This is a genomic window from Cetobacterium sp. ZOR0034, assembly GCF_000799075.1.
Classification (GTDB): domain Bacteria; phylum Fusobacteriota; class Fusobacteriia; order Fusobacteriales; family Fusobacteriaceae; genus Cetobacterium_A.
This window is the reverse complement of sequence record NZ_JTLI01000041.1, coordinates 14,445-32,569: the sequence shown is the minus strand read 5'-3', so window position 1 is coordinate 32,569 and position 18,125 is coordinate 14,445. Positions and strand designations below refer to the sequence as shown.

Sequence of the window (18,125 nt, the reverse complement as noted above, 5' to 3'; positions counted from 1 at the left end):
CTTGTGCTCTATTTTTAAATCACCATCTTTTATATAATTTTTCCTTCTCATAAAAACTGAGATTAAATATGTTACTATAGCAGGAAGAATAACATATAAAACAATTATTATTAAAATCATTTTACTTCCACCTCTACCAATTTTTGACATCGCTACATAGCTTTCAAAAATTCCTACCAAACCACTTGTTCCCATTCCAGCTCCTGCAAAGGTATTTTCCATCTTAAAAACTATAGTTACTAGTGGACTTAAAATTATAGATCCTAAAATTGACGGTATCCATATTTTCCAATTCTTTACTATATTTGAAAATTGTAGCATAGAAGTTCCAAGACCTTGAGCAACTAATCCTCCCCAACCATTCTCTTTAAATCCTATAACTGCAAAACCGACCATCTGTGTACAGCACCCTAAAGTTGCAGCTCCTGCGGCTAGTCCTTCTAATTTTAACATCATCGCTATTGCAGCACTACTTATTGGAAGCGTCAAAGCCATTCCCATAAATACAGAGATTAAAGCTCCCATAAATAAAGGCTGTAATTCTGTTGTCTGCATTATAAGAAATCCTAAAGCTGTCATCATCTTATCTAAAATTGGACCAAAATATACTCCTACAATACTACCTGCCATCATTGTTACCACCGGTGTTAAAATGATATCTACTTTTGTTTCTTTTGATATCATCTTTCCTAATTCAGATCCGATTAAAGCAGCTGCATAAGCACCGACTGGCCCTCCTAAAGAATATCCAATTGCTCCTGTAAAAGTTGATGAAAATAAAACTAATGGCGGTGCTTTTAAAGCATATGCTATTGCTACTCCAATAGCTGGTCCGGCCATATTTCTAGCTGTCGGCCATACAACCTGTGACAGAAAAAGAATCCCTAATCTCTCTCCTATCATATTTAATATCGATCCTGTGATTAAAGTTGAAAACATACCTAAAGCCATTGCTCCTAAGGCATCTACAAAATATCTCTTTCCAGATAACTTAACATCTTTTCTTTTTAAAAATTCCCCTAAAACCATTTCATAACTCCTCTTAAAGCTAATTTTGTTCAAAATACTGTATTATTATATCATATTTTCACCATTTAGAATATTGACTTAGAAGTTAAATAAGAAATAGGGATGCAATATAACTTTGCATCCCTTCTAGCTTTTATAAATATGCTATTAAAAGTTTTATTGTTTCAACTACTCCATCTATATGAGTTCTTTCATAGTGATGTGTCGCATCTACATTTGGTCCAATACAAGCATATCTCAAATCTGCTCCTTGAAGAATTGAAGCTGTGGCATCTGAACCATATCTATTATATACTCCAACTGTGTAGGCTATTCCATGCTTATCTGCTGCTGCTTGTATTTTTTTTCTTATTCCAAAATCATAAACAGTTTTATTATCTCTTGCTGCAATACTTACTTTTTTCTCATCACCATCTGCATCTTCCGCTACAAGTCCAATGTCTAAAGCTACAAACTCATCTACATCTTTAGGAATCTCTGAAACTCCATGCCCTACCTCTTCAAAATTTGAAAAGTAAAGATATAGATTATTTTTAGGTTTTTTCTTATTATCTTTTAAATATTTCAAGTATGTTAAAACTTGTGCTACACAAAGTTTATCATCCAAATATCTTGATTTTATATATCCTGACTCTGTAACTCTAGTATTTGTTTCGTAGCTTACAAAATCTCCTTGACAAATCCCTAACGCTCTCGTATCTACTTCACTAAAAACATCATAGTCCAATCTGACTTCCATGGTTTCAGCCGTTCTTGGCATCTCTCTTGGAATATCCCCATAAACATGAACTGATGCTTTAACTGGAAGAACTGTTCCCTCATACTCTCTTCCATCTAAAGTATGAATAGTTACATTTTCTCCTTCAACCGATCCCCAAGCATATCCACCAATATTTAACAGTTCTAAACGACCATTTTTTTTTACTTTTTTTACGATTGCTCCAAGAGTGTCTACGTGTGCTGAAAGTAATCTTGTATATGAACTATCCTCTCCTTCAAGCTTAACAATCAAACAACCTTTTCTGCTATAAGTATAAGTAAAACCTAAAAAATCCAACTCTTTAGCAATTCTATCCATGGCTTTTTCTGTATACCCAGCTGGACTCGGAATATTTAAAATCTCTTTTGTAAATTCTAGTGTATAATGCAAATCTAATTTCATAATCTCCTCCCACTCTCTAAATTGTTAATTATCATACTCTCATGAAAGAGTTTTGTCAATCTTTAAACTAATCTTTAATCTCTATTATTGAATAATCATGAATCAGATTTGGCATAGCTTCAAAATTTGTAATTCTTTTATTTAATCCCATATTTTCATTCTTATAATATAAAGGAATTAATGGACTTTCCTCTTCTAAAATTGTTTGTGCTTCTGAATATGCTTTCAATCTTTCAGAAGGTTCAGTTGATGTTCTTCCTAACTCTACCAGTTTATCATAATCTTTGTTATCAAAATTAGCTCTGTTTCCTGCTCCTCCCTTATAGCTACTATGAAGTAGTGGGAATAAAACTATATCTGCATCTGATGTTCCTGCAACCCATCCACCAATAAAAATGTCATAGTCTCCTTGAGCCGTCATTTGTAAATAAGTTCCCCACTCAACAGTTTCTATTTCTGCATTTATTCCAATCTCTTTCAAATTAGCTTGAACTATCTGAGCTGCTTGAAGTCTTACCGAATTATCATTTGACATTATTTTTATTGTTCTATTTTTTACTCCTGATTTTTCTAAATATTCCTTGGCTTTTTCTGGATTATAATCTGTTTTTCCAATAGTTTGATCGCTTCCAAAAACAGTTGGGTTTACAATCGTATTTGCCACGCTAGCTTTACCTAAATATACTGCATCTACAATACTTTGTTTATCTATTGCATGGTGTAGTGCTTTCCTAAATTCTTTATTCTTAAATGGTTCTCTGTTCATATTTAAAGTCAAATATTCCGTAGATGTTGTTGGGAATGAAACTGCATATAGCTCGTTATTACTTTCCACAGTTTGAACATCTATAGGTGCAACAGTTGTTATATCTATCTCTCCTGTTTCTAGAGCAGCTAACCTACTTGTATTTTCTGGAATTGCTCTAAATATAAGTTCATCGATTTTAGCTTTATCACCAAAATAGTTTTCATTAGCCACTAATTGAATTTTTTCGCCATCTCCCCAATTGGCATATTTGAATGCTCCTGTTCCCATAGCATCTGTTCCTATGTTATTTCCTTTTTCTAAAATATATTTTTCATTTAAAATAGCAGTCAATGGATAAGATAATGTAAATAATAAAGGTGCTGATGGTTCCTTTAATTTTATTATAACTCCGTATTCTCCATCTGCCTCTACAGATTGAACCACATCTAACATAACTTTAGTAGCTGGTTTTTCTGTCATTCTCTTTATACTAAAAACTACATCACTCGCTTTTAATTCCTCTCCATTATGAAACTTAACTCCTTTTTTTAACTTTATTACCAACTCAGTTGGAGTTACATATTCGAATGATTCCGCTAATTCTGGAACTATATTTCCATTCGAATCTATTTTAAAAAGTGTATTATATATTTGTTTTACGATAGATAGAGATGGGATTTCATTGTACATTGTTGGATCTAAACTTTTTGGCTTTGATCCTAAAGAGACTGTTACAATTTTTGATTCATTGTTTTTTGAACTCGAACTGTCTTTTGATCCGCATCCAGTTACTGTAATTCCTGCTAATAGTAATCCTAAAAAATATTTTTTATTCTTCACTTCTAAAACCTCCTCAAGTAAGTAATTTCAACAATATTACTCTATATACAAGATATTTGTCAATAAATTTTGAAAATATTTTTTCATTTTTTGTTTTTTTTTATTTTTTGACAATTAAAACTTTTCGAGGTATATACTATTATCAATATAAAAATCTTAAATAAAACTTAAGGGGGTAGATAACATGAGTTTAAAAGAATTAAAATTCGTAAAAATTAACCCATCTGGAAATATCACACTACTTTATCATCAAAACAATATCATAAAAGATGAATTTAAAGCTATTTCAAAAGTTTCAATGACTAAAAACTCTTTAGATGCTGAGCAAGTAGGTTTTATTAATACAACTCACTTGGAAATGATGGACGGAGAGTTCTGCGGAAATGCCTGTCGCTCTTTTGGTGCTTTTCTTGCATTTAATGACGATAGCTTTAAAGATAAAAAAATATACACTATCACATGTTCTGGTGAATCCACTCCCTTAAATTTAGAAATTACTGGTACTGCTTTTAAAAATCGCTATTTTGCCAAAATTAAAATGCCTAATTATATCGCTACCGAAACTATCGTTTTAAATAACTATCAAATTTATATATTCTATTTCTCAGGTATAACACACTTTATCGTCGAATCTAAGGAGATTGATAATTTTCTACTCGAATTAATTCATAATTATTGCAAGAATTATGGAATTTTAAACTTTGGAGTCATGTTTTTCGATTCTAAAAAATTATTTATGATTCCATATGTTTATATTGAAGGTATAGGAGGAACTTGGGAAAATAGCTGTGCTTCTGGAACCTCTGCTCTTGGATTTTATTTGAACACCTATAAAAATATCGACTCTATAAAAATCAATCAACCTGGTGGTTTTTTAATTGTTTCTATTGAAAATAGTAATACATTTATAGATGGCCCTGTAGATATTGTAGCAGAAGGTACTTCGTATATTAATATTCATAATAATTAATACCTATATTAAAAATAGCAGTATTTGTAAATTTAATACAAACCTGCTATTTTTTTAATCTATCTCTTTTTATAAATATACTGTGGCCTACCTATGTTACCATATATAATTTTCTCTTCAATGTGTTTTACTTTTTGCAAATAATCTAGATATTTTTTTGTAGATACGTTACTCATCTCAACAAGTTCACAAATCTCTTTTATACTGAACTCTTTTCCATTTAACTCTTCAATTTTATCTATAACTAACCGCAATGTTTTGTCATTTAATCCTTTAGGTAAATTTATATTTGTTTCATCTGAAGCAGAACTTAATTTATCCAAATCTTCTTGAACTATCTTTTTTTCGTTAAATATAGCATTTCTGTCATAAAACTTTCTGATTGCACATTTAAATCTTTCAAAATCAAACGGTTTTATTAAATAATCTAAACACCCAAAAGAGAGTGCTTTTTTTATCTCTTCACTCCCATTAGCTGACGTAATCATAATAACATCAGTTAAATGTCCCTCTCCTCTGATCTCTTTTAAAATATCTAAACCATTTTCTCCGCCTAAAAAAATATCCATCAATATCAAATCAACCTTTTCTATTTTCAAATATCTAAAGACTTCTTCCTTATTTATTGCTAAACCAACAATCTCTAAATCTGATATTTTAGATATATATTCCATGTTTATCATTGCAACCATTGGATCATCTTCTACGACTAAAACTTTTTTCAACTACTTCATCACCCTTACTTTAAAAAATTTCCCATCTTCATCTTGCTCAAACTCAACAGTTCCACTATACAAATCAACTTTATTTTTTACTATATTCAATCCTACTCCACGCGAACTTCCTTTTGTTGAGAATCCTTGTTCATATATTTTAATAAAATTTTCTTGTGGAATCTGTTCTCCATTATCCCATACTTCAAATTCTATCTCTTTCTCTGTTTCTATTATTTTTATCTCTATTTTCTTATCTTTAATATTATACTCTTTAAATGATTCTATCGAATTTTCTATTAGGTTTCCAATAATTGTACTAATATCTTCAAAAATTGGAATTCTAATCTCTGTTGAAACTAAAGACTCTGCATTTACTAAAAATTGAATTTTCCTCTCTTTACAAATAGCATCCTTTCCTAATAATATTGCTTTTAAAAATGGATTTTTTATATTTATAAATTTTTTGAAATCATATTCATTTAAATCTTGAATCTCAAGAATATATTTTTTTGCCATCTCAATTTTGTCTAAATTTATCAACCCTAAAATAACATGCAATCTATTTTTAAACTCATGTATATTAGCTCTCATTCCATCCACTAATTGATCTATCCCTGTAATCTCTCTTGCATATCTATTTACGTCATCTTTTGTTTTTATAAGTAAGATTGTTCCATAATATTCATTTAAATTATAAATTGGTAGTATTTTAACATAGTAATATCCACCATCTATTAAAACCTCAATATTTCTAGCGGTATTCTCTTTCTTTTCCAAATAATGACTCACTTTTTTTAAAACCATCTCAGAACAAAGCTCTACATATTTTTTTGAAAAAACACTATTTACTTTCAATATCTCATTTTTTGTATTTAAAGCTATTAACCCAGATTCTAAATTATCTATTATTAAACGCTCTTCTATATACAATCTTCCTATCTCTTCTGGATCAAGACCAAATAAACTTTTCTTTATTTTTTTTGCAAAATTTGCTGCTAAAATAGTAGATAGTGTTATTGATGTTATAAATAAAAACACTAACATCAAAGTTGTTTTTCTATTCATATCTAAAATTGATTTGTAATATTTCCCCACCATTACAAATCCAATAATATCTTTATTTTTATTATCATATATTGGTTCAAATCTTCTAAAAGTAACTCCCATCGAACCAAGCATTCTTGAGAAATATCCCTCTCCTTTTTTTATTTTTTCCCACTCTACAGGATTAACAAATTTATCTCCTATTTGTGACTTATCTAGGTGCGAATATTTTATTCCATCTATATTTGCGACCACAATAATATCAATATCTCTAAATATCTCAATCAAACTATCAACCTTTTTTTCTATATTATTTTTTTCATAACTTAACTCTAAGTTATTTCTTATCTCTTTATTTGTACTAACTATCTTTGCTGCTTCTAAAAGATTTTTGGTTATATTATTTTCATCACTTTTTATTTTCTCGTTTAAAAATATTGTATATGAAAATATCAAAGGAATCATATTTATTATTAAAACCCAAACCATTATTTTATTTTTAAAATTTAACTTCTTCATAACTGATATACTACCATATTTAAAAGAGTTCGTAAAATTAAATTATTATACAAACTATGATAACTTTTTTATCTAACTCACACCTATTTTCTCTTAATTTTACTTAAAAAAGTTTAAAAACTATTTATAAAGTTTAAAAAATTGTAAATCTATTTAAAAAGATTTATAGTAGTTATGAAGTATTTATTAAATAACAATTTTTATTATAATTAGGAGGATTTTTATGAATTTTAGTGAAATTTTTTCAAGTATTCTAAGTAACAATAGTATTGTTGGAGCTATCTCTTCGTCGGTTTTAATTATACTTTTTGGTTTCTACTTAAGAAAAAAAGAGGTTCTAACAGCAAGTACATCTAAAACACTTAGTGACGTTATTCTTTCAGCATCTTTACCTGCTTTAGCGTTTAATTCATTTATGCAAGATATAAATAAAAACAGCCTAGAACAAGGTTTAAATCTTTTAATTTGGGGATTTGCAATATATATCATCTTAATATTTTTAACAAAAGTTTTATATATTCAGTATAAAGGAGATAAAAAAGCTGTTCTTGAAGTTTTAACTATTTTCGGTTCAACTACATTCTTTGGAATTCCAATCATTGCAGCTGTTTATGGTGAGCTTGGAGTTATGTATGCTTCTATCTTTAATATTGCTTATAGAGTTTTCCTTTACTCTTATGGATATATCAAAATGTCTGGTGTTAAAGTTGATAAGAAAAATGTAGCTCAAATGTTTTTAAATCCAATTGTTTTAGCTACTTTCTTAGGGATGTTTATCTGGGTATTCCAAAGTTCTCTACCTCAAATTACAGTTGCTGGTAAAGAGTATGCATTTTTAAGAATCGATAAAACAGCTTTCTGGTTATTTAGACCTATGACATACTTAGCAGCTCTTTGCTCTCCATTAGCTTGGATATCTATCGGTGCAAAATTAGCTGATATATCTCTTAAAGAAGCATTCTCATCTAAAGATTCTTGGATATATAGCTTCATCAAAGTTTTAGGGGTTCCTGCAATAAATATAGTAGCTTTATATATTTTAAACGTAACAAATATTTTACCTATATCTTTTGTTGGACTTGCTACTGTTGTTATAATGATGGCAACACCTACTGCCACTGTTGCTGCAGCTTACGCAATTAAATTTGATAAAGAATCACTTATGACTTCAAATTGTTCTTTACTATCTACAGTTTTCAGTGTAATATGTATGCCGTTATGGATTGTAATTTTAGAGGTTATTAAATCTTTAGAGATATTTGGATAATAATTTTTTAGGAGGAAAAATGAAATTAATATGTTTTGGTGTTAGAAAAGTAGAAGAGGAGTTCTTCATAAAATTAAATAGATTTGGATATGAGTTAACTCTTGTTGAAGCATTATTAAACGATGATAATATACATCTGATTAAAGGACATGAAGCTGTTATGCTAAGAGCGAATTGTCCTGCTAATAGAAAAAATTTAGAAATCATAAAAAGTTATGGTGTAGAATATCTACTAACTAGAACTGTTGGATATAATCATATCGATTTAGAAGCTGCTAAAGAGATGGGATTCAAAATGGCTAGAGTTCCCACTTATTCTCCAAATGCAATTGCTGAGCTTGCAATTACATTTGCGATGAACTTAGTTAGAAAAGGGACTTATATGATTAACAGATCTAGAGAAAAAAACTTTGTTGTTGATGAATTCATGTTCAGCAGAGAGATTAGAAACCTAACTGTAGGAGTTGTTGGAACTGGAAAAATAGGTCTTACAACAGCTAGACTATTCAAAGGTCTAGGAGCTAAAGTTTTAGCTTATGATATCTATCCTAATGAAAATGCTAAAGATATTTTAGAGTATGTTTCAATGGATGATTTAATAAAGAATTCAGATATTATTACTTTACACTGCCCATATATCAAAGGACAAAATGATAACCTAATCAATGACGAATTAATTTCAAAAGCTAAAAAAGATGTTATTCTAATCAATACTGCAAGAGGAGAGTTACAAGATGTTGAAGCTATCCTTAAAGGATTAGAAACTGGGAAAGTTGGTGGATACGCAAGCGACGTATTTACAAATGAAAAAGATTTCTTCTTCAAAGATATGAAAAATAAAGAGATTGATACTACTATTCAAAAACTTTTAGATTTCTATCCTAAAGTTTTAATCACTCCCCATATTGGATCATACACAGATGAAGCTTTAACAAATATGATTGAGATTTCGTATGAGAATCTTGATGAATTTATTAAAAAAGGCGTTTGTGAAAATCAATTGTAAATTATTTTAGTTATAATTTTTAAAAAATGCAGGGCATGATGCCCTGCATTTTTTAAAAGGTTTTTATTACTTCATTCGTTAAATTTTCTAATATTTTTCTTCCTAAAACAATCGCATCTCTATAATCCTTAGCAGAAGCATAAGTATAGTGAGTATGTATATATCTTGTTGGTATTCCTATAACAACAGTTGGAATGCTCTTTTCAGCTACATGATATTTTCCACCATTTGTACTTCCACCACTTCTTGCTATAACTTGATATTTTATGTTATTTTCAGTAGCTATTGTTTTTACAAACTCTTGAATTCTAGGATTAGAAACCATTCCTGCATCTAAAACTCTAAATTGAACTCCTTTTCCTATCGCTCCTTTAGATAAGAAACTATCTTTAAATGTATCATCTGCTGGAGATCCTTCAAATATAATTGCAAAATCTGGTTTTATTGTATTCGCAGCTACTTGTGCCCCTCTTAATCCAATCTCTTCCTGAGAACTTATAACTCCAATCGGAATCACATCTAATTTACAATCTTTTACTTCTTTTAATATCTCCATTACAATTGCACATCCAACTCTATTGTCGAAAGCTTTTCCTCTTACAACATCTATTTTCTCATCATAAGAAAACTGTACATCCGGTGTTATAGGGTTTCCAACTTCAATTCCGTATAAACTTATTGTTTCTTCATACGAACTTGTTCCTATATCTATTACTAATTCATCTATTTTAGGTAATCTAGCTTTCTCTTCTGCCGTCATAAAGTGAGGTGGTTTTGATGAAACAACCCCTCTTATATATTCACCTTTGAAGTTTTTTATAACTACTGAATGAGCTGGAATATTTGCTATATGCCAACCTCCTAATGGTAAAAAACTTAGTGTTCCATTAGATTTAATTCCCTCCACAATGAATCCAACCTCATCACTGTGGCAATCTAAAGCAACAACTGGTTTTGAATCCCCTTGATTCTCAGTTTGAATATATAGATTGTTTATAGAATCTCTTTTACAATTAAAACCTTTCATTTGTTTCTTTATAAACTCTACAACATCATGTTCATGTCCTGGTGCACCATGTAAATTTGATAATTCTTCTAGTAATTTAATCTTGTTCATTTTTTTCACTCCCCTTAAATTCAAAACTCATATTTATAAAACTCTGGATATCCTGTTGCTGAAACATTTTTTAGAGATGTACTCGCTCCATAAACAACATTTCCATGATATAGTGGTATTAATGGAACTTCATCATTTAATATTTTTTGGATAGCTATATAATACCCTTTTCTTTTTTCATTGTCACTCTCTTTTCTTGCCATCTCTAATAACTCATCCACTTTTAAATTTGAATAAAAAGTTCTATTTCCATTACTTCCTAATTGACTACTGTGAATATTAGGGTAATATCCGTAATCTGCATCATAAGTTGATGGTCCCCATCCCATTATAAACATATCTGTATTTCCAGATCCTGTTTGTGATAAAAAAGCTCCCCATTCTAATAATTCTATTTCTAAATTTATCCCTATTTTTTTCAATTGATCTTGAATTATTGTTGCTACTTGAACTCTTTCCGGACTACTTACAGCAATTTTAAGTTTAGTTCCTATTAAATCATTATCCTCTAATATTTTTCTTGCTTTCTCTGGATTAAACTCTCCATCACTCTCTTTTTGATTATATCCAAAAACTGGAGGAGCTAAAAATTGATTAGCCACTTTTGTTTTTCCTAAATATATAGTATCAACTATACTTTGTTTATCAATTGCTAAAGCAATAGCTTGTCTTAAAATTTTATTTGATAGTATAGAAGAATTTGTGTTCAATCCTATATATCCAGTTGTAGTTGAAGGGGCTGAATATACTCTAATCTTTCCATCCTTTTCTAAATCATTCCAAGAGATTGCAGGAATATCTAAAGACATATCTATCTCTCCTGTTTCCAGTCCTATTACCCTACTATTTTCTTCCGGAACAGCTTTTATAACTACAGTTTTTATACTTGGAATTCCTTTATAGTAATTTTGATTTGATGATAAAGTGATATTATCTCCTATTGCCCAACTTTCAACTTTATAAGGCCCTGTTGCTATTGGGTTTTCAAAATACTTACTTTCATCTTTTAGAACCTCTTTTTTATTTATAACTGATGAAGATTTGTGACTTAAATGATTTAATAAAGGTGAAAATGCCTGTTCAGTTATTATTTGAAACTCGTTATCTGATAGTATAACAATATTATTTATCATTTTATAAAGATGAGATACTTTTGGATTAGCTTTTGCTCTTTCTATTGTAAACTTTACATCTTCAGAAGTTAAAACATCTCCATTTGTAAATCTTACATCTTTTTTTAATTTAATATCTAATATTTTATCGTTTACTCTCTCATAGCTTTCAACCAAACTAGGAATTGGAGTTCCTGTTTTTTCATCTATTTCAAATAATCTATCATATATCTGAGTTATGGCTATCTGAGAATAATTATCTGTTGAATTTTGTGGATCCAATGTTTTCGGATCACTCAACTGCGCAAAAGTAAGTTTATCTTTTTTTTCGATTTTTTTCTCCTCACATCCTCCCAATAATGTCAAAATCAATGTTAATGTAATAACTAATATTTTTTTCATCCGAACCTCCCAAAAAAGTATTTAATAAATAATACTATTTTATTTTTCGAAAATCAATTTTTATTTTTTATTTTTTTAAAAAAATATTTAAATTTGACAAAGCAAATATCATGAAGTATATAGTTATATTGGAATTGAAAAAATTCTAATTAAGGAAATACCGTCCGCCTATCTGAAAAGATGACCGGGGTAGACTAAAAACGGAGGGATTTTTATGGCTATCAAGTATATTCCAGAACCATTTAGAATTAAAATGGTTGAAACAATTAAGATGACAACACCAGAGGAAAGAGAAGAAAAGATTAAAGAGGCAAACTATAACCTTTTTAACCTTAAGGGAGAAGATGTTTATATCGATCTATTAACTGACTCTGGTACAAACGCAATGAGCCAAGATCAATGGGCCGGTGTTATGAGAGGAGACGAAGCTTATGCTGGTGCTTCTAGTTATTTCAAATTAGTAAATACTGCTCAAGAAATTTTTGGATATGAGTATATCCAACCTGTTCATCAAGGAAGAGCAGCAGAAAAAGTTTTATTCCCTACCTTCTTAAAACCTGGGCAATATGCTATTTCAAATATGTTTTTTGATACAACAAGAGCTCACGTTATTCTAGCAGGAGCAAGACCATTAGACTGTGTTGTTCCAGAAGCTAAAGATCCTGCAAAAAGATCGAAATTTAAAGGAAACATGGATGTAGAAAAAATGGAAAAACTCATCTTAGAATACGGACCTGAAAAAATTGGTTTAGTTGTATTGACAATCACAAATAACTCAGCTGGTGGACAGCCAGTTTCTATGAAAAATGCTCGTGAAGTTGCTGCAATTTGTAAAAAATATAACATTCCTCTAAATATTGATGCTGCACGTTATGCTGAAAATGCTTATTTCATTAAAAGAGATGAGGAAGAATGTAAAGACATGTCTATAAAAGAGATTATTAACCAGATGTTTTCATATGCTGATTTCTTTACTATGTCAGCTAAAAAAGATACTATTGTTAATATGGGAGGACTTATCGGAGTTAAAAATTCTCTTGAAAATGCCGATATGATTTTAAAAATAAAAGCCAACTGTATAAGTTATGAGGGATTCACAACATATGGAGGTCTTTCTGGTAGAGATTTAGAAGCTCTTGCTATCGGCTTATTAGAAGGAATCGATGAAAATTTCTTAAGATACAGAATTGGACAGATGGAATATTTAGCTTCTAGACTTGATGATGCTGGAATTATCTATCAATCACCTGTTGGAGGGCACGGAGTTTTCGTAGATGCTTCTAAAATTTTCCCTAATATACCTTATAACGAATTTCCTGGACAAGTTTTAGCAATAGAACTTTATAAAGAAGCTGGAATTAGAAGCTGTGATATTGGTTCATATATGTTAGGAAATGATCCTGATACAAATGAACAATTAGAAGCAGACTTCGAATTCACAAGACTTGCAATTCCACGTAGAGTTTATACTCAAGCTCATTTAGATGTTATTGCGGATGCATTAATTGCAATAAAAGAAAGAGCTCACGAAATAAAAAGAGGATATAAAATAACATGGGAACCACCTATATTAAGACACTTCCAAGCATCCCTAGAAATTATTGAAGAATAAATAATTAGGGGAGGTTTATATTTTTATGAATGATGTAAAAACGGTTTTAATAGATGAAAATAATCGAGATGGTTTTAATTCAAAATTTGGATTTATTTTAGCTTGTATTGGTTCAGCAGTTGGAATGGGAAATATTTGGATGTTTCCATATAGAGTTGGACAGTTTGGAGGAGCAGCTTTTCTTATTCCGTATTTTACATTTGTTCTTTTAATTGGATTTTCTGGAGTTATTGGCGAGATGACACTTGGACGTTCTATGGAAACTGGACCTCTTGGAGCTTTTGAAAAAGCTTTCAAACAAAGAGGATTAAAAGGTGGAACTATTATTGGATTTATACCTGTTATTGGTTCATTGGCTATAGCTATCGGATACGCCGTTGTAGTTGGATGGATATTGAGATATTGTATTTCATCTATTTCAGGAACTTTAATAAATGTTGAAGCTGGACCATATTTTGGTATGTTAGCTTCTGATTTTGGAAGTATCCCTTGGCATATAGCTGGTTTAGCAATTACATTTTTTTTAATGTCTATGGGGATTGCTGGCGGTATTGAAAAAGTTAATAAAATTTTAATGCCTGCTTTCTTTTTTCTATTTATATTTTTAGCATTTAAAATATACTCATTACCTGGTTCTGAAGCCGGTTATGCTTATCTTTTTAAGCCTGAGTGGTCAGCTCTTTTAGAGATAAGAACTTGGATTTTTGCTCTAGGACAAGCGTTCTTCTCCCTTTCTCTTGCTGGATCTGGTACTGTAGTTTATGGAAGCTATTTAAGTAAGAATGAAGATATTGTAAACTCAGCTTTAAATGTTTCATTTTTTGATACTTGTGCTGCTATGCTAGCAGCTCTTGTAGTTATCCCTGCAGTATTTGCTTTCGGATTAGAGCCTGGGGCTGGTCCTGGACTTATGTTTGTAACATTACCTATGGTTTTTCAAAATATGCCTGGTGGACAACTAATTGCCATCATATTTTTTATAGCTGTTCTATTTGCAGGAGTAACATCACTTATGAATCTTTTTGAAACTCCCATAGAAGCCTTACAAAACAAAGTTGGATTATCTAGAAGAAATTCAATCTCTATTGTTGCGATTATTGCATTTGTTGTCGGAGTTTTCTTACATGGGGATCATCTTTCACCTTGGATGGACTTTGTTTCAATCTATGTTATCCCTTTAGGAGCCCTTCTTGCAGGAATCGTTATCTACTGGATTTGTAATCCAGGTTTTGCAAGAGAGCAAGCCCAAATAGGAAGAGATAAAATAATCGGTGCATGGTTTGAACCTGTTACAAAATATTTCTTCTGTGGTATTGCAATTGCAGTTTATATCTTGGGAATCTTCTATGGAGGAATTGGATAGTTAAATTTAATATATTAAATTCAAAAGACACTTTTATTCTTAATTTGAAAAAGTGTCTTTTTTTTATTTTAAAACAGGAAAAACAATTAAGATTAGGTAAGAAGAGATTGTAAAATAACAATAAATTTAAATAATAAAAAACACGAGGTGGAGTCATGAATGCGATTAAACTTTTACAACGATTCAAAAAAATAGATGTAAAATATCTATTTGGAGTAGGAATACTAACTCTTATTTTCTATTTTATTGGAGATTATATTCTCAGTAAAAAAGAGGATAAAATATACTATGGAGTTTTAGAGGTTGACAAACTAAACATCTCTTCAGAGCTACTTGGAAAAATCGAAACAGTTTATGTCAAAGATGGTGAATTTGTAAAAAAAGAACAAAAACTAATCTCTATAAATGACAAAGAAAATAAATTGAAGATTGAAAATAGTGAAATCTCTGTAAAATCTTCTGAAAATCAACTTCAGAAAACATTAGATGGCACTCGGGAAGAGCAAATCTCTTCACAAAAAGAGATTGTTAAACAATTAGAAAGTCAAGTTAATCAAGGAAAACAAAACCTAGTTGCACTTACAAGTGCTTATAAATTTGCTATTTCTAATTTCGAAAATAAAAAAAAGATATATTTCGACACAAAAGATCTATTTGAAAAAAAATTTGAAAGTCAATACGCATTTGACATTGCAAAATTAAATTTTGAAAATGCACAGAATCAATTTACTATTGCTCAAAACAATTTAGAAAATGGTAACCAAAATTTAGTTGCTCTTCATGCACAAAAAAATTCTGCTGAAGATAATCTTAGATATATGATTAATGGATTTTCTGTAAGAGATATTGAGGCAGATAAATTAAAAATCGCCTCTTCTCAAAAAAACTTAGAATTGACTAAGATATATGCTGAAAAAAACAATCTCGTAGCACCTATTGACGGTATCGTAGAAACTGTTAATCTAAAAATAGGTGAAGTTATTAGTCCTGGTGTAGCTGCTATTACTATGCTTGATAACAGTAATATCTGGACTAAAATATATATCCCAGAAAAACTTCTTCCATCTGTAAAACTAGGGCAAAAAGTTAAATTGAATAGCGATTTTATAGATAAAGAATATGCAGGAGAAATTATATACATATCATCCGACTCAGAATTTACTCCTATGAATATAGTTACAAAAAAAGACCGTTTAAAATTAGTTTATGAATTAAAGGTTAAACTTTTGAATGGTGATGATAAATTAAAAAGTGGAATGCTTGTAGGAGTTGATTTAGGATTATGAGTGTTGAAAATCTAAAGAGTGAATATGCAATAGAAATTAAAAACTTAACTAAGAAATTTGAGAAATATACAGCTGTTGATTCTTTAAGTTTTAATATTCCTAAAGGAGTTATTTTTGGATTTCTTGGACCTAATGGAAGTGGAAAATCTACAACTATAAGAATGATTTGTGGGGTATTAACTCCTACATCTGGTGAAGGTAAAGTTTTAGGCTACGATTTAAAAAGTAATCCTGAAAAAATAAAATCAAAAATTGGGTATATGTCACAAAAATTCAGTCTTTACGAAGATTTAACTATTGAGGAAAATCTAATTTTTTATGGAGAAATCTACTCTATTCCAAAAGAACATCTAAACGAAAGAATTGAAGAAGTTATAAAGATGTTAAATCTAAACGAAAAAAGAGATGTCTTATCCAAAAATCTTTCTGGAGGTTGGAAACAAAGATTAGCTCTAGGATGTGCTATTATTCATAAACCAGAACTTCTTATTCTTGATGAGCCCACAGCTGGAGTTGACCCTGTTGCAAGAAGAGAGTTTTGGACCACAATAAAAGATCTTATCAAATATGGAGATATTACTGTTCTAGCTACAACTCACTATATGGATGAAGCTTCTGTTTGTGATATCATTGGCTTTATTTTCGAAGGGAAACTAGTTGTTATTGATACTCCTAAAAATTTATATAAGAAATATAATACTGATAATCTTGAAGATATTTTCATTATCTATGTTAAAGAACTCTCTCATAAAGAGGTCATCTCCTCTTTTGATCAACTAAAGCATAAAGATGAGAAAGTGGAGGATAAAAATGATTAATATAAATCGTATTCTAACTATTGCTAAAAAAGAGATTATCCATATAAAAAGAGATCGTGCAAGTTTAGTTATAGCTTTAATTTTACCCATTTTTCTTTTGCTTCTGTTTGGCTTTGCTGTAAGTTCTGATGTTGATAATTTAAAACTCTCTGTTTATGATGGAAGTAAAACTATTGAAAGTAGAGAACTTATAAATAAATTGAATAACTCAACTTATTTAAAAGTATATGAGTATGTTGATACTCCGGATGCTGTCGAAAAAAGTCTTGATTATGGTAGAACAAAAATAGGCGTCATCATTCCCGATTATTTTACTAAAAAATTACGAAGAGGAGAGTCAACAGATGTTCAATTTCTAATAGATGGATCAGATCCATATATAGCTAAAACTGCAGCATCATACTCTTCACAGATTATTAATCACTACTCTCAACTAAAACTGGCAAACTATAGTTCAAAAAATAAGGAAACTCTTATAAAACCTTATAATCTACTTTTATACAATCCAACTTTAGAGAGTAGTAAATTTAATATCCCTGGAATTATCGGTCTAATTTTACAAAATATAACAATTATGTTAACTGCTTTTTCAATTGTTCGAGAAAAAGAGAAAGGGACTATTGAACAATTAATCATGACTCCTATCTCTCCTTTAGAACTTGTAATCGGAAAAATTGCACCATATGTCTTTATTGCTTTTTTTGAATTAGATGTTACTTTGATTCTTGGGAAAATTATATTTGGTGTTGACATAAAAGGAAGTTTAATTCTTTTAATTTTTCTAGGAACTATATTTTTAACATCTTCATTAGCCATCGGTATATTTATATCTACAATATCAAATACTCAACTTGAAGCTATGCATTTATCCCTAGCATATCTTCTTCCTAGCGTTATTCTTTCGGGGTTTGTTTTTCCTCGAGAAGCTATGCCTAAAATCATCTATTTTATAAGTTGCTTCATTCCTTTAACTTATTTTAATGAAATACTCAGAGGCATCATATTAAAAGGTGTTGGAATACGAGAGCTTCTTCATCCTATAGCTGCTCTTATGACTTTAATTATTATTATAATTGTAGTTTCGATTAAAAAGTTCAAAAAAACATTAGATTAA

General features: G+C 29.9%; 15 protein-coding genes. 8 read left to right on the top strand and 7 right to left on the bottom strand.

The window, feature by feature from the left end; genetic code table 11:
- The 3 genes from L992_RS08435 to L992_RS08425 all read right to left on the bottom strand — a co-directional run.
- A partial coding sequence (locus tag L992_RS08435; protein WP_047395616.1) for a PTS transporter subunit IIC occupies positions 1-1,029 on the bottom strand: 1,029 nt, incomplete at its 3' end.
- A 133-nt stretch (positions 1,030-1,162) separates the two neighbouring features.
- A complete protein-coding gene (locus L992_RS08430; protein ID WP_047381844.1) occupies positions 1,163-2,191 on the bottom strand; it encodes a M42 family metallopeptidase in 1,029 nt (342 codons plus the stop codon).
- Positions 2,192-2,258: 67 nt separating this feature from the next.
- Positions 2,259-3,779, bottom strand: a complete 1,521-nt coding sequence (locus tag L992_RS08425; RefSeq protein ID WP_047395614.1) for an ABC transporter substrate-binding protein — start codon at positions 3,777-3,779, stop codon at positions 2,259-2,261.
- Between the two features lie 184 nt (positions 3,780-3,963).
- Here L992_RS08425 and L992_RS08420 point away from each other — a divergent pair, with 184 nt between their 5' ends.
- Positions 3,964-4,749: a hypothetical protein gene (locus tag L992_RS08420; RefSeq protein ID WP_047395612.1), complete on the top strand. Its 786-nt coding sequence runs from the start codon at positions 3,964-3,966 to the stop codon at positions 4,747-4,749.
- A gap of 59 nt (positions 4,750-4,808) precedes the next feature.
- Here the strand turns inward: L992_RS08420 and L992_RS08415 are convergent, their stop codons facing one another.
- Entirely contained in the window at positions 4,809-5,474 is a 666-nt protein-coding gene (locus L992_RS08415; protein ID WP_047381850.1) for a response regulator, read from the bottom strand.
- The gene (locus L992_RS08410) at positions 5,475-7,028 is read right to left on the bottom strand and encodes an ATP-binding protein (protein ID WP_047395609.1); all 1,554 of its coding nucleotides are present in this window, start codon (positions 7,026-7,028) and stop codon (positions 5,475-5,477) included.
- Between the two features lie 223 nt (positions 7,029-7,251).
- On the opposite strand from L992_RS08410, the gene L992_RS08405 reads away from it, so the two are divergent.
- Positions 7,252-8,295 (top strand): AEC family transporter, encoded by a 1,044-nt coding sequence (locus L992_RS08405; RefSeq protein ID WP_047381855.1) that lies wholly within the window; start codon positions 7,252-7,254, stop codon positions 8,293-8,295.
- A 19-nt stretch (positions 8,296-8,314) separates the two neighbouring features.
- Positions 8,315-9,301, top strand: a complete 987-nt coding sequence (locus tag L992_RS08400; protein WP_047395607.1) for a 2-hydroxyacid dehydrogenase — start codon at positions 8,315-8,317, stop codon at positions 9,299-9,301.
- Between the two features lie 52 nt (positions 9,302-9,353).
- Here L992_RS08400 and L992_RS08395 read toward each other — a convergent pair whose 3' ends face one another.
- Entirely contained in the window at positions 9,354-10,418 is a 1,065-nt protein-coding gene (locus L992_RS08395) for a M42 family metallopeptidase (protein ID WP_047381860.1), read from the bottom strand.
- Between the two features lie 20 nt (positions 10,419-10,438).
- Positions 10,439-11,932: an ABC transporter substrate-binding protein gene (locus tag L992_RS08390; RefSeq protein WP_047395604.1), complete on the bottom strand. Its 1,494-nt coding sequence runs from the start codon at positions 11,930-11,932 to the stop codon at positions 10,439-10,441.
- Between the two features lie 214 nt (positions 11,933-12,146).
- Here L992_RS08390 and L992_RS08385 point away from each other — a divergent pair, with 214 nt between their 5' ends.
- The 5 genes from L992_RS08385 (at position 12,147) to L992_RS08365 (ending at position 18,125) form a co-directional block, all read left to right on the top strand.
- Positions 12,147-13,544: a tryptophanase gene (locus L992_RS08385; protein ID WP_047381865.1), complete on the top strand. Its 1,398-nt coding sequence runs from the start codon at positions 12,147-12,149 to the stop codon at positions 13,542-13,544.
- A gap of 25 nt (positions 13,545-13,569) precedes the next feature.
- Positions 13,570-14,907 carry a sodium-dependent transporter gene (locus L992_RS08380; RefSeq protein ID WP_047381867.1) on the top strand — a complete coding sequence of 446 codons (1,338 nt, stop codon included), beginning with the start codon at positions 13,570-13,572 and terminating at the stop codon, positions 14,905-14,907.
- Between the two features lie 155 nt (positions 14,908-15,062).
- Positions 15,063-16,193 (top strand): HlyD family secretion protein, encoded by a 1,131-nt coding sequence (locus L992_RS08375; protein ID WP_052193948.1) that lies wholly within the window; start codon positions 15,063-15,065, stop codon positions 16,191-16,193.
- A complete protein-coding gene (locus L992_RS08370) occupies positions 16,190-17,011 on the top strand; it encodes an ABC transporter ATP-binding protein (protein WP_047381869.1) in 822 nt (273 codons plus the stop codon). Before L992_RS08375 ends, L992_RS08370 begins: the two co-directional genes overlap by 4 nt.
- Positions 17,004-18,125, top strand: coding sequence for an ABC transporter permease (locus L992_RS08365; RefSeq protein WP_047381871.1), 1,122 nt, complete (start codon positions 17,004-17,006; stop codon positions 18,123-18,125). The genes L992_RS08370 and L992_RS08365 overlap by 8 nt, the downstream gene beginning before the upstream one ends.

Excerpts from the sequence above, each read along its gene's own strand:
- L992_RS08430 (WP_047381844.1), bottom strand. The coding sequence starts at position 2,191 with ATGAAATTAGATTTGCATTATACACTAGAATTTACAAAAGAGATTTTA.
- L992_RS08420 (WP_047395612.1), top strand. The coding sequence starts at position 3,964 with ATGAGTTTAAAAGAATTAAAATTCGTAAAAATTAACCCATCTGGAAAT.
- L992_RS08410 (WP_047395609.1), bottom strand. The coding sequence starts at position 7,028 with ATGAAGAAGTTAAATTTTAAAAATAAAATAATGGTTTGGGTTTTAATA.
- L992_RS08405 (WP_047381855.1), top strand. The coding sequence starts at position 7,252 with ATGAATTTTAGTGAAATTTTTTCAAGTATTCTAAGTAACAATAGTATT.
- L992_RS08400 (WP_047395607.1), top strand. The coding sequence starts at position 8,315 with ATGAAATTAATATGTTTTGGTGTTAGAAAAGTAGAAGAGGAGTTCTTC.
- L992_RS08395 (WP_047381860.1), bottom strand. The coding sequence starts at position 10,418 with ATGAACAAGATTAAATTACTAGAAGAATTATCAAATTTACATGGTGCA.
- L992_RS08390 (WP_047395604.1), bottom strand. The coding sequence starts at position 11,932 with ATGAAAAAAATATTAGTTATTACATTAACATTGATTTTGACATTATTG.
- L992_RS08385 (WP_047381865.1), top strand. The coding sequence starts at position 12,147 with ATGGCTATCAAGTATATTCCAGAACCATTTAGAATTAAAATGGTTGAA.
- L992_RS08380 (WP_047381867.1), top strand. The coding sequence starts at position 13,570 with ATGAATGATGTAAAAACGGTTTTAATAGATGAAAATAATCGAGATGGT.
- L992_RS08375 (WP_052193948.1), top strand. The coding sequence starts at position 15,063 with ATGAATGCGATTAAACTTTTACAACGATTCAAAAAAATAGATGTAAAA.
- L992_RS08370 (WP_047381869.1), top strand. The coding sequence starts at position 16,190 with ATGAGTGTTGAAAATCTAAAGAGTGAATATGCAATAGAAATTAAAAAC.
- L992_RS08365 (WP_047381871.1), top strand. The coding sequence starts at position 17,004 with ATGATTAATATAAATCGTATTCTAACTATTGCTAAAAAAGAGATTATC.